22 protein-coding genes and 1 tRNA gene are annotated in these 22,414 nt (G+C 70.0%); 1 reads left to right on the top strand and 22 read right to left on the bottom strand.

The window, feature by feature from the left end:
• Positions 1–51: 51 nt before the first annotated feature.
• The 11 genes from prmC to GQF42_RS29270 form a co-directional block, all read right to left on the bottom strand.
• Positions 52–897 carry a peptide chain release factor N(5)-glutamine methyltransferase gene (gene prmC / locus GQF42_RS29320; RefSeq protein ID WP_158924790.1) on the bottom strand — a complete coding sequence of 282 codons (846 nt, stop codon included), beginning with the start codon at positions 895–897 and terminating at the stop codon, positions 52–54.
• A gap of 54 nt (positions 898–951) precedes the next feature.
• Positions 952–2,028, bottom strand: a complete 1,077-nt coding sequence (gene prfA / locus GQF42_RS29315; protein WP_158924788.1) for a peptide chain release factor 1 — start codon at positions 2,026–2,028, stop codon at positions 952–954.
• Between the two features lie 105 nt (positions 2,029–2,133).
• Positions 2,134–2,358 (bottom strand): 50S ribosomal protein L31, encoded by a 225-nt coding sequence (rpmE, locus tag GQF42_RS29310; RefSeq protein ID WP_158924786.1) that lies wholly within the window; start codon positions 2,356–2,358, stop codon positions 2,134–2,136.
• A 160-nt stretch (positions 2,359–2,518) separates the two neighbouring features.
• The gene (locus GQF42_RS29305) at positions 2,519–3,649 is read right to left on the bottom strand and encodes an LCP family protein (RefSeq protein WP_158924784.1); all 1,131 of its coding nucleotides are present in this window, start codon (positions 3,647–3,649) and stop codon (positions 2,519–2,521) included.
• Between the two features lie 366 nt (positions 3,650–4,015).
• Positions 4,016–5,998 (bottom strand): transcription termination factor Rho, encoded by a 1,983-nt coding sequence (rho, locus tag GQF42_RS29300; protein ID WP_158924782.1) that lies wholly within the window; start codon positions 5,996–5,998, stop codon positions 4,016–4,018.
• A 403-nt stretch (positions 5,999–6,401) separates the two neighbouring features.
• On the bottom strand, positions 6,402–7,319 hold the full coding sequence (thrB, locus tag GQF42_RS29295; RefSeq protein ID WP_158924780.1) for a homoserine kinase: 918 nt from the start codon (positions 7,317–7,319) through the stop codon (positions 6,402–6,404).
• Positions 7,320–7,609: 290 nt separating this feature from the next.
• Entirely contained in the window at positions 7,610–8,668 is a 1,059-nt protein-coding gene (gene thrC, locus GQF42_RS29290; protein WP_158924778.1) for a threonine synthase, read from the bottom strand.
• A 6-nt stretch (positions 8,669–8,674) separates the two neighbouring features.
• Positions 8,675–9,967 (bottom strand): homoserine dehydrogenase, encoded by a 1,293-nt coding sequence (locus tag GQF42_RS29285; RefSeq protein ID WP_199272844.1) that lies wholly within the window; start codon positions 9,965–9,967, stop codon positions 8,675–8,677.
• A gap of 157 nt (positions 9,968–10,124) precedes the next feature.
• The gene (lysA, locus tag GQF42_RS29280; RefSeq protein WP_158924776.1) at positions 10,125–11,516 is read right to left on the bottom strand and encodes a diaminopimelate decarboxylase; all 1,392 of its coding nucleotides are present in this window, start codon (positions 11,514–11,516) and stop codon (positions 10,125–10,127) included.
• 54 nt (positions 11,517–11,570) lie between these two features.
• Entirely contained in the window at positions 11,571–12,632 is a 1,062-nt protein-coding gene (gene nrtL, locus GQF42_RS29275) for an ArgS-related anticodon-binding protein NrtL (protein ID WP_158924774.1), read from the bottom strand.
• Positions 12,633–12,983: 351 nt separating this feature from the next.
• On the bottom strand, positions 12,984–13,523 hold the full coding sequence (locus GQF42_RS29270) for a response regulator (protein WP_407699502.1): 540 nt from the start codon (positions 13,521–13,523) through the stop codon (positions 12,984–12,986).
• 207 nt (positions 13,524–13,730) lie between these two features.
• Between GQF42_RS29270 and GQF42_RS29265 the strand changes: the two genes are divergently transcribed.
• A tRNA-Arg gene (locus tag GQF42_RS29265) sits at positions 13,731–13,802 on the top strand.
• A gap of 141 nt (positions 13,803–13,943) precedes the next feature.
• Here GQF42_RS29265 and GQF42_RS29260 read toward each other — a convergent pair.
• From GQF42_RS29260 to GQF42_RS29210, 11 genes are all read right to left on the bottom strand, one after another.
• The gene (locus GQF42_RS29260) at positions 13,944–15,425 is read right to left on the bottom strand and encodes a tyrosine-type recombinase/integrase (protein ID WP_158924770.1); all 1,482 of its coding nucleotides are present in this window, start codon (positions 15,423–15,425) and stop codon (positions 13,944–13,946) included.
• Positions 15,422–15,592, bottom strand: a complete 171-nt coding sequence (locus tag GQF42_RS29255) for a helix-turn-helix transcriptional regulator (protein ID WP_158930725.1) — start codon at positions 15,590–15,592, stop codon at positions 15,422–15,424. Before GQF42_RS29255 ends, GQF42_RS29260 begins: the two co-directional genes overlap by 4 nt.
• A gap of 133 nt (positions 15,593–15,725) precedes the next feature.
• Complete coding sequence (locus GQF42_RS29250) at positions 15,726–16,757, bottom strand: AAA family ATPase (RefSeq protein WP_158924768.1); 1,032 nt, start codon at positions 16,755–16,757, stop codon at positions 15,726–15,728.
• The gene (locus GQF42_RS29245; RefSeq protein ID WP_158924766.1) at positions 16,754–17,656 is read right to left on the bottom strand and encodes a bifunctional DNA primase/polymerase; all 903 of its coding nucleotides are present in this window, start codon (positions 17,654–17,656) and stop codon (positions 16,754–16,756) included. The genes GQF42_RS29250 and GQF42_RS29245 overlap by 4 nt, the downstream gene beginning before the upstream one ends.
• Before the next feature lie 87 nt (positions 17,657–17,743).
• On the bottom strand, positions 17,744–18,223 hold the full coding sequence (ssb, locus tag GQF42_RS29240; RefSeq protein ID WP_158924764.1) for a single-stranded DNA-binding protein: 480 nt from the start codon (positions 18,221–18,223) through the stop codon (positions 17,744–17,746).
• A gap of 5 nt (positions 18,224–18,228) precedes the next feature.
• The gene (locus GQF42_RS29235; RefSeq protein ID WP_158924762.1) at positions 18,229–18,744 is read right to left on the bottom strand and encodes a hypothetical protein; all 516 of its coding nucleotides are present in this window, start codon (positions 18,742–18,744) and stop codon (positions 18,229–18,231) included.
• Entirely contained in the window at positions 18,741–19,337 is a 597-nt protein-coding gene (locus tag GQF42_RS29230) for a hypothetical protein (protein WP_158924760.1), read from the bottom strand. Before GQF42_RS29230 ends, GQF42_RS29235 begins: the two co-directional genes overlap by 4 nt.
• A gap of 13 nt (positions 19,338–19,350) precedes the next feature.
• Positions 19,351–19,545, bottom strand: a complete 195-nt coding sequence (locus GQF42_RS29225; RefSeq protein WP_158924757.1) for a hypothetical protein — start codon at positions 19,543–19,545, stop codon at positions 19,351–19,353.
• Positions 19,542–19,739: a hypothetical protein gene (locus GQF42_RS29220; RefSeq protein ID WP_158924755.1), complete on the bottom strand. Its 198-nt coding sequence runs from the start codon at positions 19,737–19,739 to the stop codon at positions 19,542–19,544. The genes GQF42_RS29225 and GQF42_RS29220 overlap by 4 nt, the downstream gene beginning before the upstream one ends.
• A 17-nt stretch (positions 19,740–19,756) precedes the next feature.
• Complete coding sequence (locus GQF42_RS29215; protein ID WP_158924753.1) at positions 19,757–20,011, bottom strand: hypothetical protein; 255 nt, start codon at positions 20,009–20,011, stop codon at positions 19,757–19,759.
• 141 nt (positions 20,012–20,152) lie between these two features.
• Positions 20,153–22,396 (bottom strand): FtsK/SpoIIIE domain-containing protein, encoded by a 2,244-nt coding sequence (locus GQF42_RS29210; protein WP_199272843.1) that lies wholly within the window; start codon positions 22,394–22,396, stop codon positions 20,153–20,155.
• Positions 22,397–22,414 lie beyond the last annotated feature (18 nt).

Raw genomic sequence — 22,414 nt, 5'->3', positions numbered from 1 at the left:
CCTCCTCGTACACGTACTGCGGGACTTCGGAAAAGACTGCCTGGTGGGTGCTCACGGCAGCGCCTTGCGGGCGGTCGCGAACCGGGGGCGGTTGTTGAGGTCGGGGTGGTCGGCCGCGTCGGCCCAGCCCCGCTCCTCGGTGAAGATCCACGGCACCTGGCCGCCCTGGGTGTCGGCGTGCTCGATCACGACGACGCCGCCGGGGCGCAGCAGCCGGTGTGCGGTGCGTTCGATGCCACGGATCAGGTCGAGGCCGTCCTCGCCGGAGAACAACGCCAGCTCAGGGTCGTAGTCACGGGCCTCGGGGGCGACGTACTCCCACTCGGTGAGCGGGATGTACGGCGGGTTGGAGATCACCAGGTCCACCTGGCCGTCGAGGTCGGGGAAGGCCTCCAGGGCGTTGCCCTGGCGCAGGTCGACCCTGGAGCCCGCCACGTTCTTGCGGGTCCACACCAGGGCGTCCTCGGACAGCTCCACGGCGTGCACCCGCGAGCGCGGCACCTCCTGGGCGAGGGCGAGCGCGATGGCGCCGGAGCCGGTGCACAGGTCGACGATGCACGGCTCGACGACGTCCATGGCGCGCACGGCGTCTATGGCCCAGCCGACCACGGACTCGGTCTCCGGCCGGGGCACGAACACCCCCGGCCCGACCTGGAGTTCCAGGTACCGGAAGTAGGCCCGCCCGGTGATGTGCTGCAGCGGCTCGCGCTGTTCGCGCCGGGCGATGACCTCCCAGTACCGGGCGTCGAAGTCGGCGTCCTTCACGGAGTGCAGTGCGCCGCGCTTCACGCCGTGCACGAACGCGGCCAGCTCCTCCGCGTCGTTGCGCGGCGAGGGCACGCCGGCGTCGGCCAGCCGCTGGGTGGCCTGGGCCACCTCTGCGAGCAGCAGGTTCACGCGAGTCCTCCGTGTCGTGCCCGTACGTGTCGTGCCCGTACGTGCGTACGTGTCTTACGCGGCGGCGAGCTTCGCCGCCGAGTCGGCGTCGACGCAGGCCTGGATCACCGCGTCGAGGTCGCCGTCCAGGACCTGGTCCAGGTTGTACGACTTGAAGCCGACGCGGTGGTCCGAGATGCGGTTCTCCGGGAAGTTGTAGGTGCGGATCTTCTCGGAGCGGTCGACGGTGCGGACCTGGCTGCGGCGGGCGTCGGCGGCCTCCCGCTCGGCCTCCTCCTGCGCCGCGGCGAGCAGCCTGGAGCGCAGGATACGCAGGGCCTGCTCCTTGTTCTGCAGCTGGCTCTTCTCGTTCTGGCAGGAGGCGACGACCCCGGTCGGCAGGTGCGTGATGCGCACGGCGGAGTCGGTGGTGTTGACGGACTGACCGCCCGGCCCGGAGGAGCGGTAGACATCGATGCGGAGGTCGTTCGGGTTGATCTCCACGTCCACCTCCTCGGCCTCGGGGGTCACGAGGACACCGGCGGCGGAGGTGTGGATACGGCCCTGGGACTCGGTGGCCGGCACGCGCTGCACGCGGTGCACACCACCCTCGTACTTCAGCCGGGCCCACACGCCCTGGCCGGGCTCGGTGGCGCCCTGGCCGCCCTTGGTCTTCACGGCGACCTGGACGTCCTTGTAGCCGCCCAGCTCGGACTCGGTGGCGTCGATGATCTCGGTCTTCCAGCCGACGCGCTCGGCGTAGCGCAGGTACATGCGCAGCAGGTCGCCGGCGAACAGCGCCGACTCGTCACCGCCCGCGCCCGCCTTGATCTCCAGAATGACGTCCTTGTCGTCACTCGGGTCGCGCGGGACCAGCAGCAGGCGCAGCTTCTCGGTCAGCTCCTCGCGCTGCTTGTCCAGCTCCTTGACCTCGGCGGCGAAGTCGGGATCGTCGGCGGCCAGCTCACGGGCCGTCTCCATGTCGTCGCCGGACTGCTTCCAGGAGCGGTACGTGGCGACGATCGGGGTCAGCTCGGCATAGCGCTTGTTCAGCTTGCGCGCGTTCGCCTGGTCGGCGTGGACCGACGGGTCGGCGAGCTTCTTCTCCAGATCGGCGTGCTCGGCGACGAGTTCCTCGACGGCCTCGAACATCTTTCGGCTCCTGTACAGCGGTGAAGGGAAGGGCGGGCGACCAAAAACGCCGGTCCCGGGCACACCCGGCGGGGGTGTGGCCGTGGACCGGCGAATGGGGGCTCGCTACTTCTTGGAGCCGGCGGCAGCCTTGCCGAAGCGGGCCTCGAAGCGGGCCACACGGCCACCGGTGTCGAGGATCTTCTGCTTGCCCGTGTAGAACGGGTGGCACTCGGAGCAGACCTCGGCCCGGATGGTGCCGGACTCGATGGTGCTACGGGCGGTGAACGACGCGCCGCAGGTGCAGCTGACCTGCGTCTCGACGTACTCGGGGTGGATGTCGCGCTTCAAGGTGTCTCCTAGGTTTCGGGAGGGCGCCGGGTCGCCGCCCGCGGGGTGCGGGAGCGTGAACCGGAGCCGACGTACCAGTCTGCCAGGACTGGCGCCATCCCCCAAAACCGGGGGCGACTGTCATCTATTCCCCGAGGTGGTCGCCCCCGGGAAGCCGCAGCTAGGAACTCACCACGCCCTTGGCCTCGCCCATGGCCGTGCCCTCGGTCGCCGACCTCGGAATGGGCCGGTCGTGCTTGAGCGCGTCCCACACCAGCTGGGCCTTGGTGGTCTGCATGACCACGCGGTTGGGGTTGGCCGGGTCGTACTGGACCGGCATGGTGACCATGGTCATCTTCTTGGCGCCGATGCCCTTGAGGCCGTCCGCGAAGTCCATCAGGGAGTTGACCGAGTCCAGGTCGGAGTCGGTGGTGACGGTCTTGGTGGCGGTGTCGGCGAGATCGTACAGCTTCTTGGGGCTGGTGAAGATCCCGACGTGCTCGACCTGGTTGATCAGCGCCTTGACGAAGGCCTGCTGGAGCTGGATACGGCCCAGGTCGGAGCCGTCGCCGACGCCGTGCCGGGTGCGGACCAGACCGAGGGCCTGCCGGCCGTTCAGGGTGTGGGCGCCGGCCTGGAGGCTCAGGTGGCTCTGCGGGTCGTCGATGTTCTTCGTGGTCGTCACCGGGACGCCGCCGAGGTCGTCGATGAGCTTCTGGAAGCCCTCGAAGTCGACCTCCAGGTAGTGGTCCATGCGGATGCCGGTGAGGGACTCGACGGTCTTCACGGCGCAGGCCGCGCCGCCGGTGGAGTAGGACTCGTTGAACATCACGCCGGTCGCGGCCGGGTGGGTGGTGCCGCCGGTGTCCGTGCAGGCGGGACGGTCGACCAGGGTGTCCCGGGGGATGGAGACCACGTCGGCCTTCTTGTGGCCCTTGTAGACGTGGACGATCATCGCCGTGTCGGAGCGGGCACTGCCGTCGTCGGTGCCGCCGCCGAGCTTCTTGTTGGAGCCGGAACGGCTGTCCGAGCCGAGGACCAGGATGTTCTGGGAGCCGTTGTCGATCTTCGTGGGCCGGTCGGCGCCGAGGGCCTGGTTGATGTCGACGCTCTTGAGGTTGCCGTTGAGCTTGAAGTACACGTACCCGGCGCCGGTGCCGCCCAGGACGACCACCCCCGCGGCGGTCCAGGCCATGACGCGCAGAGCCTTGCGGCCCTTGCTGGGACCCTTGCGGCGCCGTCCCCTGCCCTGGTGGGGTGCGCTTCCGTCCGGCTCGGGTATGACGGGCTCCGGCGTGCTCTGGGCGGACACATCGCTCCTAGGTCTCGTCGGTCGGCTTACCCCCTGCTTTCAGGGTCGGGAACGGTCGTGACCGCTCCATCGTCGCTCCGTACGGTCAGACGGAGAAACTCGGGAAAGAGTTGCACAACGCTAAGTGCTCCTCCCGTGCGGCGATGGACACCGTGTGTAGTCGACCGTGCGAGGGTCGCCTCGCTGACCTGCGGGTTCAACCCCGGATGCGGTACGCCTGGAAACCGGTACCTAAGGCAACTCTTGTGGCAAAGATCTCGCTTGTGGCCTTTCCGGTGTGCTTGTGCAGATGTGCCAAAGGACCGCCCCCCGTCGCTGACGGACAGGGGGCGGCCCCGGTGAACCTCTGGATGAAGTCCCTTGCGACTAGTCGCCGTTGCCCGGCGTCGGCGTCGTCTTCTGGATCTGCATCAGGAACTCGACGTTCGACTTGGTCTGCTTCATCTTGTCGAGCAGCAGCTCGATCGCCTGCTGCTGGTCGAGCGCGTGCAGCACGCGGCGCAGCTTCCAGACGATGCCCAGCTCCTCGGCACCGAGCAGGATCTCTTCCTTACGGGTGCCGGAGGCGTCCACGTCCACGGCCGGGAAGATCCGCTTGTCCGCGAGCTTGCGGTCGAGCTTCAGCTCCATGTTGCCCGTGCCCTTGAACTCCTCGAAGATCACCTCGTCCATGCGGGACCCGGTGTCCACGAGAGCCGTGGCCAGGATGGTCAGCGAGCCGCCGTCCTCGATGTTGCGCGCCGCACCGAAGAACCGCTTGGGCGGGTACAGCGCGGTCGAGTCGACACCACCGGACAGGATGCGGCCGGAGGCCGGCGCCGCCAGGTTGTAGGCACGGCCCAGACGCGTGATGGAGTCGAGCAGGACGACCACGTCGTGGCCCAGCTCGACCAGGCGCTTGGCGCGCTCGATGGCCAGCTCGGCGACCGTGGTGTGGTCCTCGGCCGGGCGGTCGAAGGTCGAGGAGATGACCTCGCCCTTGACCGACCGCTGCATGTCGGTGACCTCTTCCGGACGCTCGTCGACGAGGACGACCATCAGGTGGCACTCGGGGTTGTTGTGCGTGATCGCGTTGGCGATCGCCTGCATGATCATGGTCTTGCCGGTCTTCGGCGGGGCCACGATCAGACCGCGCTGCCCCTTACCGATCGGCGAGACGAGGTCGATGATGCGGGTGGTGAGCACGCCCGGGTCGGTCTCCAGACGGAGCCGGTCCTGCGGGTAGAGCGGGGTCAGCTTGTTGAACTCCGGGCGGCCACGGCCGTGTTCGGGCGCCATGCCGTTGACGGAGTCCAGACGGACGAGGGCGTTGAACTTCTCGCGGCGCTCGCCCTCCTTCGGCTGACGGACCGCACCGGTGACGTGGTCACCCTTGCGCAGGCCGTTCTTGCGGACCTGGGCGAGGGAGACGTACACGTCGTTCGGACCCGGGAGGTAGCCGGAGGTCCGGATGAAGGCGTAGTTGTCGAGGATGTCCAGGATGCCCGCGACGGGGATCAGGACGTCGTCCTCGGCGAGCTGCGGCTCGACACCCATCTCGTCACGGCCACGGCGGCCACGGCGGTCGCGGTAGCGCCCGCGACGGCCACGGCGGCCACCCTCGAAGTCGTCGTCGTCCTGCGGGCCGTTGTCGCGCTGGCGGTCCTGCCGGCCGCCGCCCTGCTGCTGGCCGCCCTGCTGCTGACGCTGGCCGCCCTGCTGGTCGTCGCCCTTGCCCCGGCGGTCCCGGTCCCGGCCGCGCTCGCGGCGGTCGCGGCGGCCACGGCCCTCGCCGTCACCGGCGTCACCCCTCGCCTCGCCCTGCGCCTGCGGCTGCTGGGCGGGCGCCTCGGCCTTGGCCTCGGCGGCGACGGTCTCGGCGCTGCTCGCGGAGGGGCTGCCGGCCTCGGCGGTGGCACGGCGGCGACGGCGCTCGGTCGGCGCATCGTCGGAGGCCGGCTGACCGGGGATCTCGATCTGCTGCTGGGCCGCGGCCTTGTCGGCCGGAGCCTCGGCCTTCTTCTCGGCGTCGGCGGCGGCCTCACCCGTACGGGCCTTGGAGGTGGCGCGGCGCTTGGGCTTGGTCTCAGCGGCGTCCCCGGCGGGGGAAGACGCTGCCTTGGGGGCGGCGCCCCCGGCGGCCTGCGCCTCCTTGATGACCTCGATCAGCTGGCTCTTGCGCATCCGCGCGGTGCCCCTGATGCCCAGGCCCGAGGCGACCTGCTGCAACTCGGCCAGCACCATGCCCTCGAGGCCGGTACCGCGGCGCCGCCGGGAGCCGGCACCGGTGGCAGGCGCGGAGGCGTCCGTGGCGGGCGCGGCAGCGGTCTCCTCGACACGTGCGCCCATCAGATCGGTGGTGTCGCTCACGAAGGGTCCTTCCCTGGAGCGGACGTCGGCCTGTCTGGCTCGGCGACCGGTTGTGCTGTCCGGCTACGGTCCTGTCTTCTGTGAACCGCGCCGGGGCGGTGGTCCGCCAAAGCGGCGGAAGAAATGTGCGGTGATGGCGCTTCCGCGAGCCGTGGCACCCAGTGTCACGTGGCGTGGTAGCACCTGTTCCGAAGCGTGCCCGGCGGCCCGCTCAATGCCCACATACGACGTACTGCCCAGGTACGAAGCAAGGAACACGGAGTGGCGTGGGAGGCTCCCGGAAGAATGTCTGTCCCGGACGGGGACACGAGGCACCTCGCCATGGTGGGGTCGGGTGCAGACTTGAGGTTAACACTACCGGATCCAACAAACATTCCCCCTCTCCAAATCCGGCAACCGGGTGTCAGGTCGCAAGCGGCAGCACGCTCGCTCCCTGCACGTCCAGGTCCAGCCGGTTGGCTGCCCAGCCCTCACCCGCGAGGTGAGAGACCTTGTCGGCGCTGTCGGTGTCGGCCAGGGCCATGACGGTGGGCCCGGCGCCCGAGATGACGGCCGGGATGCCGTCGGCGCGCAGCCGCTCCACCAGCGCGGCGCTCTCCGGCATGGCCGGGGCGCGGTACTCCTGGTGAAGGCGGTCCTCGGTGGCGGGCAGCAGCAGCTCGGGGCGTCTGGTCAGGGCCTCGACGAGCAGGGCGGCACGGCCCGCGTTGGCGGCGGCGTCCACGTGCGGCACGGAGCGCGGGAGCAGGCCGCGGGCGGTCTCGGTCAGGACCGGCTTTCCGGGGACGAAAACCACCGGAACGATGGAATCATCGGGGTCCATCCTGATCGCCCGGGCGGCGCCGGACTCCATCCAGGACAGGGTGAAACCGCCGAGCAGACAGGCGGCCACGTTGTCCGGGTGGCCCTCGATCTCGGTGGCCAGCTCCAGCAGGGCGGTGTCGTCGAGCCTGGCCTCCCCGCCTATGGTCACGGCGCGGGCGGCGACGATGCCGGCACAGATGGCGGCGGAGGAGGAGCCCAGGCCACGGCCGTGCGGGATGCGGTTGGCGCAGACGATTTCCAGCCCACGGGGCTGTCCGCCCAGCAGATCGAAGGCGGTACGCATCGAGCGGACGAGGAGATGGCTCTCGTCACGCGGGAGGGTCTCGCTGCCCTCGCCCGCGATGTCGATGTGCAGCCCGGAGTCGGCCACCCGGACGACCACGTCGTCGTAGAGCCCCAGCGCAAGGCCGAGGGCGTCGAAGCCCGGCCCGAGATTGGCGCTGGTGGCGGGAACGCGCACCCGGACGGCGGCGGCGCGGAACGCTGGACCGGCCATCGCTCGTTGACTCTCCTTGAGCTGCGTGACGGTCGAACGAGTTCGAAGGACTCGATGGACATTCGACCGATGTTCGGTGGACATCCGATGACGTACGAAGACCCGTCGGGCCGCGGAGACGGTGCGGCGCCGTGCCACACGCCTGGGCATATGCGGTGGACGGGTTCAGTACAGCCTATCGAAGGAAGGTTCTGTGGCGACATAGGGCGCACAGGAGGCGCACGATGCGTGTCGTAAGCCCCCTGTGCACCCTGTCAGGGGTTTCCCGGGATCGGGCGGGTCGGGCGCGCTCAGGCCAGACCGAGGCGCTCGGCCGCGGTGGCCGCGTCGACCGGGACGGTGACCGGCTGCGGGGCGCCGGCGACGGCCCAGTCCGGGTCCTTGAGACCGTTGCCGGTGACCGTACACACGATCGTCTGGCCCGGGTCGACCCTGCCCTGCTCGGCGGCCTTGAGCAGACCGGCCACGGAAGCCGCGGAGGCGGGCTCCACGAAGACACCCTCCTGCGCGGCCAACAGCCGGTAGGCGCGCAGGATTTCACGGTCCGTCACCTCGTCGATGGCGCCGCCGGACTCGTCGCGGGCCTGCAGTGCGTACTGCCAGGAGGCCGGGTTGCCGATACGGATGGCGGTGGCGATGGTCGAGGGATCCTTGACCACCTCTCCGCGCACGATCGGGGCACTGCCCGAGGCCTGGAAGCCCCACATGCGAGGAGTCCCCGAGGCGATGCCGTCGGCGGCGTACTCCTTGTAGCCCTTCCAGTAGGCCGTGATGTTGCCCGCGTTGCCGACCGGCAGGACGTGGATGTCGGGTGCGTCGCCGAGCATGTCCACGATCTCGAAGGAGGCGGTCTTCTGGCCCTCGATACGCACCGGGTTGACCGAATTGACCAGCGCCACCGGGTAGTTCTCGCTCAGGTCGCGCGCGAGGGTGAGGCAGTCGTCGAAGTTGCCGTCGACCTGGAGGATCTTCGCTCCGTGCACGAGGGCCTGGCCCATCTTGCCGAGGGCGATCTTGCCCTGCGGCACGAGGACGGCCGACACCATGCCCGCGCGTACCGCATAGGCGGCCGCCGAGGCGGAGGTGTTGCCCGTGGAGGCACAGATGACGGCCTTCGCCCCTGCCTCCTTCGCCTTGGAGATGGCCATGGTCATGCCGCGGTCCTTGAAGGACCCGGTGGGGTTGGCACCCTCGACCTTGAGGTGGACCTCGCAGCCCGTGCGCTCGGAGAGCACCTGCGCAGGCACGAGGGGCGTGCCGCCCTCGCGGAGCGTCACGACCGGCGTGGTGTCGGACACCGGCAGCCTGTCCCGGTACTCCTCGATGATTCCGCGCCACTGGTGGGTCATTGCTGGTTACTCTCCTTCAACCCGCATGATGCTGGCGACACCCCGCACGGTGTCGAGCTTGCGCAGCGCCTCGACGGTCCCGGACAGGGAGGCGTCGGACGCCCGATGGGTGACGACGACGAGGGAGGCCTCGCCGTCCTTGCCCTGCTGCCGAACGGTGTCGATCGAGACGCCGTGCTCGGCGAAGACGGTGGCGACCTGGGCGAGCACGCCCGGCTTGTCCGCCACGTCGAGGCTGATGTGGTAGCGCGTGACGACCTCGCCCATGGGCGAGACGGGCAGGGCGGCGTACGCCGACTCACCGGGCCCCGTTGCGCCGTTGAGCCGGTTGCGGCAGACGGCGACGAGGTCGCCGAGCACGGCGGAGGCGGTGGGGGCGCCGCCCGCACCGGGGCCGTAGAACATGAGCTGGCCGGCGGCGTCGGACTCCACGAAGACGGCGTTGTACGCGCCGCGCACGGAGGCGAGCGGGTGGCTCAGCGGAATCATGGCGGGGTGCACGCGCGCGGTGACGGAGCCCCCGTCAGCGGCCCGCTCGCAGATGGCGAGCAGCTTGATGGTGCAGCCCATCTCCTTGGCGGAGGCGAAGTCGGCTGCCGTCACCTCGGTCATGCCCTCGCGGTAGACGTCGTCGAGACGCACGCGCGTGTGGAAGGCGATCCCGGCGAGGATGGCGGCCTTGGCGGCGGCGTCGAACGCCTCGACGTCGGCGGTCGGGTCCGCTTCGGCGTACCCGAGCGCGGTGGCCTCGTCGAGCGCCTCCTGGTACCCCGCCCCCGTGGAGTCCATCTTGTCGAGGATGAAGTTGGTGGTGCCGTTGACGATGCCGAGCACCCGGTTGACCTTGTCCCCGGCGAGGGACTCGCGCAGCGGGCGGATCAGCGGGATGGCACCGGCGACGGCGGCCTCGTAGTACAGGTCCCGGCCGTGCTCCTCGGCGACGGCGTGCAGGGCTGCCCCGTCCTGGGCGAGCAGCGCCTTGTTGGCGGAGACGACCGAGGCGCCGTGCTCGAAGGCGGTGGTGATGAGGGACCGGGCGGGCTCGATCCCGCCGATCACCTCGACCACGACGTCGATGTCCCCGCGTTTGACGAGAGCGGTGGCATCGGTGGTGACGAGGCCGGGGTCGATGCCCTCACGCACCCTGCTCGGGCGGCGTACGGCCACCCCGGTCAGTTCCACCGGGGCGCCGATCCTCTGGGCGAGGTCGTCGGCGTGCGTCGTCATGATGCGCGCCACCTCTGAGCCGACAACCCCACAGCCCAGCAGCGCCACCTTCAGCGGACGCGTACGCATCATCCGACCTCGTTTCCTCATACCGTCTACGGTTGGACCAGTCTCACTCACCGGACGGGAGTTTCTACCCTTGGTCCGGATCGTGAGACATGTATTTCATTTGTACGGGGCCGGAAGACAGGAGATCTTCCAGCCCTTTTCCGTCGGGGCTTCTTTTTGGCTAACCGACGTCGAGACGCAGAAGGTCCTCCTCCGTCTCACGCCGGACGATCACCCGGGCCTCGCCGTCCTTCACCGCGACGACGGGCGGCCGGAGAACGTGGTTGTAGTTGCTGGCCATGGACCGGCAGTAGGCACCGGTGGCGGGTACGGCGATGAGATCGCCCGGCGCCAGGTCGGCGGGCAGGAACGCGTCCTTGACCACGATGTCCCCGCTCTCACAGTGCTTGCCGACCACGCGGGCGAGCATCGGCTCGGCGTCGGAGGCGCGGGACACCAGGGCGACGCTGTACTCGGCGTCGTACAACGCGGTGCGGATGTTGTCGGACATACCGCCGTCGACCGACACATACGTCCGCAGCCCCTCGAGCGGCTTCACGGTGCCGACCTCGTAGAGCGTGAAGGCGGTCGGCCCGACGACGGCCCGGCCGGGCTCGACGGAGATCCGAGGCGTCCGCAGCCGGGCGGCCTCGCACTCCCGGGTGACGATCTCGGTCAGGGCCTTGGCGATCTCGTGCGGCTCGCGCGGATCGTCGGCACTGGTGTAGGCGATGCCGAGCCCGCCTCCCAGATCGATCTCGGGCAGCTCCACACCGTGCTCGTCACGAATGTCCTTGAGCAGTCCGACCACACGATGGGCGGCGACCTCGAACCCGGACATGTCGAAGATCTGCGACCCGATGTGGGAGTGGATCCCGATCAGCTCGAGCCCGTCGAGCTGAAGAGCGCGCCGCACCGCTTCCGCCGCCTGACCCCCGGCGAGCGGAATCCCGAACTTCTGGTCCTCGTGGGCGGTCGCGATGAACTCGTGCGTATGCGCCTCCACCCCGACGGTGATCCGGATCTGGACCCTCTGCCGCTTGCCGAGGGACTGCGCGACATGGGCGACCCGCACGATCTCCTGGAAGGAGTCGAGCACGATCCGCCCGACCCCGGCCTCGACGGCGCGACGGATCTCGTCCGTGGACTTGTTGTTGCCGTGGAAGGCGATGCGCTCGGCGGGCATGCCGGCGGACAGGGCGGTCGCCAGCTCCCCGCCCGAGCACACATCGAGGTTGAGCCCCTCCTCGTGGAGCCACCGCACGACGGCACGCGAGAGGAAGGCCTTTCCGGCGTAGAAGACATCGGCATCGGGACCGAAGGCGGTGCGCCAGGCACGCGCCCTGGCCCGGAAGTCGGCCTCGTCGAGGATGTAGGCGGGCGTGCCGAACTCCTCGGCGAGCCGGCCCACGTCGACTCCGCCGACGGTGACGACCCCGTCGGCGTTGCGCCCGACGGTCTGGGCCCACACCTTGTGGTCGAGGACGTTGAGGTCGGCGGGCGGCGCGGAGTAGTGCCCCTCGGGCAGGACGTCGGCGTGGCGGGGCCCGGCGGGGTGGGCGGAACGGCTCATGACGGTGGCTCTCAGACTCTCTGTCTCTCTCCGGGGCGTCCTCGGCGAGGGGCCTCAGAGGTGTTCGGGTGCGTCGATACCGAGCAGGGACAGGCCGCCGGCCAGCACCGTCCCGGCGGCTTCGGCGAGCGCGAGCCGGGCACGGTGGGCGGCCGAGGGTTTCTCCTCGCCGCTGGGCAACACGCAGGGCAGAAAGGGCAGCACGGCATCGGCGACGGTGACGAGATGCCGGGCAAGCCGGTCCGGGGCACGGTGGGTGGCGGCCGCGGCGAGGATGCGGGGATGGTCGGCCAGGGGGGTGAGAAGGTCACGGGAGGCGGCGACGGCTTCATTGCCGGCATCGGTACGGGTACCGGCGCCCGTGACGGGCTCGAGGGGACCGGACTCGAGGGGACCGGACTCGAGGGGACCGGGCTCGGCGGTGAAGCCCAGGCGGGCGGCATTGCGGCTGACGGAGCGGACGCGGGCGTGGGCGTACCGCACCCGGAACAGCGGATTACCCTCCCGCTGGACGAGGTGGTCGGCGGTGATCCGGGGCCGGTCGTGCGGGGCGGGATGGAGCAGGGCCCACTGCACGGCGTCCGGCCCGAGCGGCGCCGGGTCCTCCGGCGCGGGCACAGGCCGCAGAGTGACAGGCTCGCCGTGCTCGACGGTGGCCCGCCCGCCCTGCGCGGCGACCAGTCGTACGACGGCGTCGGCGACGACCTCGGCCCGGACCTCGTACGGCACCCGCAACGCGACGACCTGCCCGGCGAGCGCGTCACCGTGGCCGTACGCGGCACCGCGGGCGCGGATCTCCCGGACGACGGCGGTGACGAGGCCGGCCTGCGCCTGCTCGGCGAGGCTGATGTTGAGGAATCCCGGCCCTGTGACGACGACCTCACGGATGCCGTCGGCGTCCGCGAGCCGCAGCCGCAGGATCTCGGCGACCCGACGCGGCGGCTGCCCGGCCGGCCGGGCGAGCTGGAGGGCGATGGTGGTGGCGTAGTCACCGCACCCCCCGGCCCCCGGCTCGGTCACCACGACCCGCTCGGGCACGGTCACCCTCAGCTCCCCGTCATCGACAGCACGACGCACCGCGTGCAGCACGGTGCGGGACAGTTCGACGGGGGTCACGGGACAAGCGTAGGGGAGGACGGGACGGGTAGGTGAAGCGGTTCTCACTGTGGGACGGGGGACGACACGGTCCGCCTCGCGGGGCGGGGGGACGGTGGGGACAGTGTTGATGGCGCGGCCAGCTGCGCCGATGGTGCCGCTGGCGCCTGACGCTGGTGCAACTGGTGCCGCTGGTGCGCTGGTGCCGCTGATGCAATGACCGCAGTAGGTGCCGCCCCGAGCCGCCCGCCGCCCGGCCGGCCGGGCCTGTGGCGAAACCGCCCTGACCTGCTGTGCCTGACCGGTGCGCCAGACCACCATGCCTGACCACCGTGCCTGACCACCGTGAGGGATCAGGAGCGATGCGCTGCGCTATCCGCCGTAGGAGATCCGGCCGGGAACGCCGTCGACGAAGCCGTCACCGACGCCACCGTCATCCCCACAGCCTTCCCCTTCCCCTTCCCCTTCCTCTTCCCCTTCTCCGCACCCGTCCCCACCGTCGTCGCTCCCGTCACCCTGACCCCCTCCGTGTCCCCCAGGCCCTCCGCGGCCTCCCGCGGAGCTGTCGGCACGCTCGATCAACTGCTTGACGAGCCGCACCAGTTCGGCCGGTTCGAAGGGTTTGGCGAGGAAGGCGTCGACGCCGACGTCGAGACCACTGTCGACCTCGTGCTGTGTGCACGCGCTGATGATGGCGAGAGGGAGGTGGTGTGTACGGGGATCGGCACGCAGCCGTGCGGCGGTGCGCAGGCCGTCCAGCCGGGGCATGACGACATCGAGCGTCACAACGTCGGGCCGCACCTGATGCACCACGTCCAGACACTCGGCACCATCGGCCGCGGTCACGACCTCGAGCCCTTCCAGCTCAAGATTGACCCTGATCAACTGCCGGATGACCTTGTTGTCGTCCACGACAAGGACCCGACCCGAGGCGCCTGGCACACGTCGAGAGTAGGTCCGGACCGGCCATCGCGTCCGGGTTTTCCCCACTTCCGCCCCGTACAGGGGACCCGTACCGCCCTGCCTGCTCCCCCACCCCGACAAACGGGTTCCTGATCATCCCGCCGGACCTGCTAGTGTTCTACCCGTCGCCGCGAGCAACAGCTCAACAGCCGACACGCCCCCGTAGCTCAGGGGATAGAGCAACGGCCTCCGGAGCCGTGTGCGCAGGTTCGAATCCTGCCGGGGGCACTCGCCGGTCAGAGACCCAAAGCAACGGTCTGACCAGGGCGGATGCCGACAGAAAAGGGCGGGAGTCAGTCTCACTGACTCCCGCCCTTTCTCACTCTCTCTCACTGATCGTGCGTGAGGAGTGCGTGAGCCACGCACGGCTCACCCAGCATCCGGCGGCTCCCATCCCATGGCCTTCTCGATCTTCTTGTTGTTCTCCTCCTCGCTGTTGTCGAGACAGCCCGCGTAGTGGCGGTCGATAACCTCCGGGGAGGTGCCCGCACGGCGGGCCACCTCCGCCACAGGGAGGCCGGAGCGGAGCCAGTCCGTGATGCACGTGGCCCGGCCGTCGTACGGCTTCCTGGCGAGTGGGGACGCGACCTTGTACGGCGGGAAGGCGAAGGGGCGAGCCTCCTGCCAAACGCGCCAGTAGCTGGAGGTGCCTACCAAGCCGCCTCGCTCGTTCTGGAACAGCCGGCCGTCGGCTGCGGTGCCGAACTCCTTCACGTGCGCCCGGAGCATCGCGACCAAGATGGGCGGAATCGGCACCGGACGATCCGCCTCGGGGTCTCGCATCTTGAGCCCCCGTTTGTCATGCCGCTGCCCTGAGTCGGTCCATTTCTTGCCCGATACGGGACGCGTCTCCCGAAGGGTGAGCACGCCCCATCCCTTCTCCGGCAAGTGGCAGTCTGCCAGTCTCAGCCCCACGACTTCCGCCGGGCGCATCGCGGCGTAGAGGATGCAGCCGAAGAAAGCGACCAAACGTCTTCCCCGGTTTCGGTGGACCGATCCAACGTACGAGACGGCCGTCAGGAATTCGCGCCCCTGTACTGCGTTCATCAGTACGCGCGGATCGATCGCGCCATGGCTTGCAGTGGCGTAACGCTCCAACCCATCGATCGGGTTTTCGTCCAGATACCCCTTCTGTATCGCGTAAGCCATGGCTGCATTGAAGCTGCGCCGACGACGCTTGTACGTGTCCTTAGCGGCCAACTTGCCATCCAACTTGTAGGCCAGGCGATAATGGACATCCTCGGCGACGCCAGATTCCCTCAGAGCAGAAAGCGGGAGAGCGTTCTCCGCGAGCCATGCGCAGACCTTTTCGAGGTCCGGCGGGGGCTCTTCATTCTCGTGAGCCGGTACGACGGCCCACCTCACGGCTCGTCGTACAAGCCGGAGGTTCGGGGCATCTGGCTTGTCACCCATCATCCCCAGAGATGCGGATGCAAGGCTGTCGGCGAACCCCTCCCGCGTCTTCGCTGCCGCCGTACGCCAACGACGCTTCATGAACTCCCGCGAGAACTCCCACCAAGTGGGGTCCGGCCTTTTCTCAGTCTGAGCAGCCTCCGCTTCCGCCCGCCGAATTTCCGACTCGGGCAAACCCGATTCCACATCGAATGCTTCGCCTCTGCGCATGGCCTGGCGCAATTCTGAACGGCGATTGTCGGCAAGTGTGGAGGTGGCAAACGATGCATAGCAGCGCTTGCCCGCAACGGCCCAACGGAGCTGATATGGGGCGCTCTTACTCCTTACCTTGCTGACACCCCATACACGGACGTCATTGGAGAAGACGCGTTCCTTGCTGCCCCCAGGGCGCCCACTTCCGTGAGCGCCCTGAGTTGCACCGGTCGTGCGGTTGTTCACGCGGTTTCCTCCAACGTGGCAATCCAGCGGTCCAAGTCGGAGCGACGAATCCGTACGGAGCCGTTCGGGAGCTTGATTGACCTCGGCCCTTTCCTCAATTGGCGCCAACGGTGGAATGTCGACAGAGGAACGCCGATTTCCTCAACAACGTCGGAGATGGTGAGCATTTCGTCACGCGCCACGTTCGACTCCCTTCCAGGATTCGTTGGCGGACCGAGAGTCGGACAGTCGGACACTGGGGGCTTGGGGGTGTCCGGTCTGTTCGCGCAGGTCAGATCGGGTGATCGGACAGTCGGACACCTAGGACACCCCCGGGGTAAGGCTGTCCGGGTAGTAACAACCCCCGGCGCCCTTGGTGAGCTGCCCTGCCTCTGCCATGCGCGAGCAGTAGCGGCGAACGGTGTCCGCGTCGATGTCCGGCAGCGCGGCCACGATGTCCCGCGGCCGAACGCCGGGGTTCTCCCGGACGTACCGCAGGATCGCGGCGCGGGTGTCGCCAATGGTGTGGTCCGAGACCGGCCCATCGAGCATCTGCCATGCACCGGAGGCAGCTTGGAAGCTGAGCGCGTATTCGGCTTCGTCGACGTCGCGTCCGGTGGCGTGCAGGATCCCATCTGCCTGCCCACGGGCCCGCTTCAGTACGAGCGTGGCGTCAGCGGCCCCAGCGATGCCGTTCGTGCCGGACACTTCCGTGAGGAAGTCCTCGGACCCCGCCTTGCGGACGTGGTGGACAAGGACCACGGCAATGCCGTAGTGGTCGGCGATCCGTTTCGCGTAGCCGACGGCGACGTAGTCCGCGTCATAGGCGGATACGCCCTGCGGGGCGGGGCCGCGCATCTTGGCGAAGACGTCGATGACGACCAGGCGGGCGTCCGGGTTGCGGTCCAGCCATCCGGCGATGGCGTCGCTGCCGCCCTGAGGGAAGGGCGGGCATTCGGTGACCAGGGTCAGCCCGGCCGGGGCCGCCTGCCCTCCCAGGATCTTGCCCATGCGGGTCTGGAGACGGCGCGGGGTGTCCTCCAAGGCGAGGTAGAGCACGGGTCCGCCCTGGACGGGGACGGAGTCGAAGGCGTGACCGCCGGCCGCGACCGCGAGGGCCAGACCGAGGGACAACCACGACTTGCCCACCTTGGGCGGTCCGGCGAGCAGGGTGACGCCCTCGGCGAGGATGCCGGGCACGGCCCACTTCGGCTCCGGGAAGTCCGCGGCCATGAGCTGATCCGCGGTCCACGCCGTGCGCGGACGCTCCCGCTTCGGCAGCTCCCGGGGGCCCGCCTCGGGGTCACTGGGCACGGAGTAGAGATGCAGCGGGGGAATCGCGTTGGCGCTCATGCAGCGACCTGCCGGGGGCGGTTGGCACCGGCGCGCAGGCCGGAAGCGATGGTGCGGCGTGCCTCGCGCTCGCCTTGGCCGACGCTGAGCGCTGCCTCGGTGAGCTTCTCGGTCACCTCGTACGTGTCCAGCTCTCCCCCGGCGACCAGCTGTCCGAGGGCCACGGATGCGCGGTAGAGCGCGTTGTTGTGCTCGTGCGGGCCGGAGCCGGTGACGCGGGCCAACTCGCCGTTGAGCGCGGCGCTGAGGAACTTGCCGCGTCGGTCGCCGGTGGTCAGCGGGACCGTGACCGGTCGCTGCGGCGGCAGGGGCGCCGGGCGCAACAGTGTGGCGAGCCAGTCGGGCAGGGGGGCCACGGGGGCGTAGTGAATGGTGGCGTAGGCGCGTCCCATCGCGGTGCTGCCCGCAGCGACGACGTAGCCGCCTGCCGCGCGGGTGTCGACCTTCCAGCCGAGCCCGTTGCCCTTGTCCCCTGCGGTGTTGCGCAGGGGCTCGCCGTCGGTGGGGGCGGTGAAGTACAGGTGCAGACCGCCGCGGCAGGTGCGCACGGTGTGGGTGTCGCAGGGGAAGGGCTGGCCGTGGCGCTCGCACAGCACCGCGAGCACGTCCGCGCCGTCACTCACGCCGGGCAGGGCCCACGCGGCCGGCGGCGTGTCGTCCGGCGTCTTGGGGGTGTCCAGGTCTACGACGACCAGCCGTGAGGGGCCAGCGGCGATCCCGACGTTGTATGCGCCGTGCGTCCAGCACCGGGTGATGCGGTCCAGGTCGGTGGTGGCGCGGTTCTCCCAGTCGCGGACGGCGGGGCGCTTGTCGCCGGGGATGAGGGGGAAGACGTGCCAGCCCCGCGACGCGGCGTCGAGCGCAGAGACGAGCTGGTCGTGGGGGCGCGGTTGAGTCATGCTGGTGGTTCTCCTTGTTCCTTGGAGGGACGAGGGAAACCGGGGTGGGTGCAGGCTTTGGCGAGACGGCACCCACCCCGGGCGCATCTAGAACGGCGGCTCGTCACCGGTCGACGGCGCGCCCCAACCGGACGTCGCCGGAGCCCCGGGACTGGTCGACCAGCCACCGTTAGACGGGGCCGGGGCGGCGCCGTTGGTGCGCTGGACGCGGGTGACGGTGGTGGTGGCGAAGCGCAGGGACGGGCCGATGTCGTCCACCTCCAGAGCGAGCATGGAGCGGTTCTCGCCCTCCGGGGTCTGCCAGTTGTGCTGGCGCAGGCGGCCGGTGACGACCACGCGCATGCCCTTGGTGAGGCTGTCGGCGATGTGCTGGGCAAGGTCGCGCCATGCGGTGCAGCGCAGGAACATCGCGGTGCCGTCCTGCCACTGGCCGGATGTCTTGTCGTAGCTGCGCGGGGTGGAGGCGACGGAGAACTTTGCCATGGCCACGCCGCTGGGGGTGAACCGGAGTTCGGGGTCGTCGGTGAGGTTGCCGACGATGGTGAGCGGGGTCTCTCCCACGGACATGTGGATCACTCGCTTTCGGAGTCGGTGACGGGCTCGTGGTCAGGGCTGGGGTGACGGGGGCAGGAGCCCTCGCCGATGCCGTCGCAGACGCACGTGATCCAGCGGGCGTACTGCTTGCGGACGTAGTCGCGGGGGTTGTCCGTCACGTCCGCTCCGTCCAGGGCGATCAGGGCGCGGGCGACGTAGACGGCCTGTTCGTCAGGGTGGAACCGGTCGGCGAGGGCGGCGCGGCGCAGCCACCAGTTCCGGTCGCACCTGCCGGCGTTGGACTCGGCAATCAGCCAGTCCAGCTCGGTGCGCTGGTCAGGTGCGCCGATGTAGGCCGCGTGGTTACGGGCGCGCTCGTGTTCAACCAGGTCGGGGCACGGGCTGCGGTGGTCGGCGGTGACGTACAAGCGCCGACGCTTGCCGTCGCGGGTGGGGTAGTCACGCACAGCGCCGGTGTCGAACGCGGCATTGAGTGCGGTGGCGACGCGGTCCGTGTCGGCCGGGTCGCAGATGACGCGGATCTCGAACGTCACCGGCCCTCCCGCGCGGCCGGGAGCTCCGGCAGCCCTGCGGCTTCCAGGGCAGTGGGGTCGAAGCCGGGCAGCGTGGCGCGCGTGATGAGTGCGGAGGCGAGCTGTTCGGCGTAGGCGGTACCGGCGCGGGCCATCTCGATCTGTGTTTCGGCGCGGATGGTCTCGACGCGTTCGAGGTGGGCGTGTTCCTCGCGTCGCTCGCTCAGGTGGCGCTGGTGGTCGAGGGCGTCGCGGCGGTCCTGGCGCCAGTGGCGGGCGGTGAAGCAGTAGGTGAGCACGGTGGCGAGCGCCCACAGCAGCAGCGGCAGGGACAGGCCGTCGGAGTATCCGGCGACGCCCGCGAGGGCGAGGCTGCCGGAGACGGCGTAGCCGGTGGCGGCGAGCACGGGTTCACCGGCGCGGGCCAGGGAGGCACCTCCGGCTGCGGCTCCGGCGGCGAGGACGGTCATGAGGGCGGCGTTGCCGACGGAGTGTTCTGCGCCGTTGGCGTTCCAGATCCGGGCGAGGGCGAGCACGGTCGTGGTGGCGACGGCGGGCGCGGCCTTGGGTGCGGCGGTGATAGCCCAGTGCCGTACGACGATGGGTTCGTTCACGGGATGCCTCCGGTCAGTGGCCGAGCTGGGTAAGGAACCGGGCGAAGGACGCCACCAGGTCGTGAATCGGGCCGTAGGCGCCGGTCCCGGCGGTGAAGAACCCGAAGAGGAACAGCAGCACCGCGGCGCCCGCGCCGGTGGACCTGGTCTTGACGGCGACGGCGGAGGCGAGACCGAAGAGCAGCACGGCCGAGACGGTGAGGGTCATCGGCCGGCCTCCGGGCGCGAGCCGAGGTGGGCGGCGCGGGCGCGCATCTCGGCTATGAGGCGGCGGAGTTCATCAAGGGTGACCGGCGGCTCGCCGGACAGAGAGCGTTCGGCGCGGGCCAGGTTGAGGAGGTCCGCGGCTTCGTCGTGGACGATGACGATCGGGGGCGTGGTGGGCTCGGGGTTGTGGGTCATGGGTGGTCCCTTCGTGGTCAGTCGGCGGTGCCTGCGCGGTAGATGCGGGCCCAGCGGTTGTAGAGCCAGCGGCCGGCGCGGATGCGCTTGCCGGTCGCGTGGCAGCGACGGCAGTCCTTGCCGCGCTTGAGCCGTCCCTTGCGGTCGGTCTTGAGCTGGTGGCCCATGCCACGGCACTTGCGGCAGTTGCCGAACGGCGAGGCCGCACACAGCCCGCCGTAACTCAGAGTGACTATGGACAGGCAGGCCACAGCAAGGAGGATGGGGGTCACAGGGGCCCTTCCCAGGCGGTTTTCAGGGGTTTCCGCAGGTGGGCCGCTAGCTACTAGCGGCCTGATCAGAGCGCGGATGGGGCGATAGGTGCGGTGCTAGGTCTAGCGGCGTGTGCCGCTAGACCTAGCACCGCGTGAGGGTCAGCCCGCGTCCCGCTTTTCGTCACGCTCCGCAATCGCAGCCGTGATGCGGGCCCGCTCGATGCCGCGCCGGTTGGCGCCCTTGCCGGACTCCGTCTTGCCCCACACCTGCAAGGTGGGCACACCGTGCGGCTTGAGCATGTAGGCGAGCTGTTCGGGCTCCCACCCGGCGTAAACGTCGGGCCGCAGCTCGCCGAGCCGGGCGACGACCGTTTCGGACCACACCTTGGGTTCCTCGGCCGGGACAACGGCGAGGATGTCGGCGAGCAGGTCGTACCGGGCCGACTCGCTCACCTCGGGCTCGTGTCCGAGGGCGTATCCGGCGAGCGTGCCCGCCGTCTCCCGCGCGGCGCGGGCGCGCAGGGCGATGGTCTCTGCGGCCACCGCGTCTACGAACACGGAGCGGACGATGCGGGCGTCCGCGCCTTCGCCGACGAAGTAGCAGATGCCCTTGTCGGCCCAGCTGAACATGGTGGCCCGCACGCCGCGCTTGTAGCTGGACGTGCCGAGCACCATGTCGTTCTCCAGCTGGCCCATGACCTTCAGGCACCAGCGGGCCGACGCGTTCGCGGAGATGCCCGTGGGCAGCGACTTGGCATCCGGGCGCTGCGTGGCCAGCAGCAGCACGATCCCGGTCGCCGGGCCGCGCTTGACCAGGTCGGTGCAGATCTCCTCGAACTCCGCCCCGTACTTGGGGTGTTCGAACCACTTCTGGCACTCGTCCACCCCGATCACGATCGGGTGCAACCCGAGCGAGGGCATGTTCGCCAGCTCGGTGGTGACCTTCGACTCCGGGCAGATGTCCCGGGGCAGCGAGCGGATCACCTTCGCGCGGCGGCGCAGCTCACCGCGGACCTCGCGCATGTCGGCGAGCGCGTACTCGAAGTCCTCCTCGTCCTCGCCGGCCCGGTGCCGGTAGGACACGGCGTCGCCGACCGGGTCCAGGTCACCGGTGCCCTTCATGTCGTAGGTGTGCAGCTCAGCACGCGGGTCCAGAGCGGCGATCAGCATGAGCAGACGCAGCAAGAACGTCTTGCCCATGCGCGGGATCGCACCGATCACGCCCGCGATGTACATGAGCGTGACCTCGACCCAGCGTCCGCGCTGGTCAGTGGCGAACGCGGCAGGCTTGAACAGGTCCACCGCACCCGACCTGGCCAACGGCCACACCGGCGCCGGGGTCTTGGACATGTCCTGATCGCCCACCCACAGCACCAAGCGGCCGGTGTGCTCGTCCGGGACCGACTCCGGCCACACGCACCCCAGCGGACGGCGAAGCCCCGACGCGAGCCGCTCGCGGCGGTCCATGACGTCGGTGACGGTCACGCCGTAGGGGAGGTCACCCTCCGCGCGCCACCCGGGGCCGTCCCGGGTGATCGGAGCGGTGAAAGCGAAGCCGTCCCGGCCCTTGCCTTGCGCCTGGTTGATCGCCGGAATACCCAGCGCACCCAGTGCCCGCAGCACGATGTCACTGGTGAGCTTGGGCGCGTCCGGCAGTTCCACAGCCTTGTGGATAACCGGGGCGTCCGCCTTACGGCCCGCGTAGCCGAGCGCCATCACGACCGCGCTCACCGACACCGCTTGAAGCCAGTCGGGGGCCAGCACGTAGATGGCCAGGGCCGCGCCGACCCCGATGAACAGGGCCAGCACCGCCACCAGGGTCCGCAGCCGGACCCGGCCGTCGCGCTGCCGCGACAGCTTCAGGTACTCGGCCGCGTCCTCGCGGCGGACCGCGGCCAGGCGGACCGGCTCGCCCTCTCGGTCGGCCACCCACCGCATGGTGCCGCCGATGAACCGGGCGGTGCCGGTCGGCGCCTGGAGGGTGAGGCGGGCGGCGTAGACCGGGGCGCGCAGCGCGTGGTACCCGGCGGTGTGCGCGTAGTGGCGGGCCACCCACCCTGCGGCCGTGCGCAGCTCGGCCACCGAGCGCAGCCACACCGGGACGACCGCCCGGCGCCGGGCGCCCGCGAGCCGACCGAGGTAGCCCGGACCGGTGGCGGTCGGGGTCGGCTGGTCGACCATCACACGGACGGTCGGGTCGCCCGACTCGTAACCCGCCCGGCCCGCGCCGGAGTCGGGCGACCGGTCGACATCCGGTCGGGCAGTCGGATCGGCCGACTCGGAGCGAGCCGACCGGGCCTTGTCGAGGTCGACCACCTCACCGCCCGAGTCGGGGCGGGAGTCGGCGGCCATTTCGGCTTCGAGTCGGTTGAAGAGTTCGTTGTCGTCGTCGGGGTGCTTCACTGAGGGTCCTTCCACAGG

The organism is Streptomyces broussonetiae (assembly GCF_009796285.1).
In the GTDB taxonomy this organism is placed as follows: domain Bacteria; phylum Actinomycetota; class Actinomycetes; order Streptomycetales; family Streptomycetaceae; genus Streptomyces; species Streptomyces broussonetiae.
This window is presented reverse-complemented; position numbering and strand designations above follow the sequence as displayed.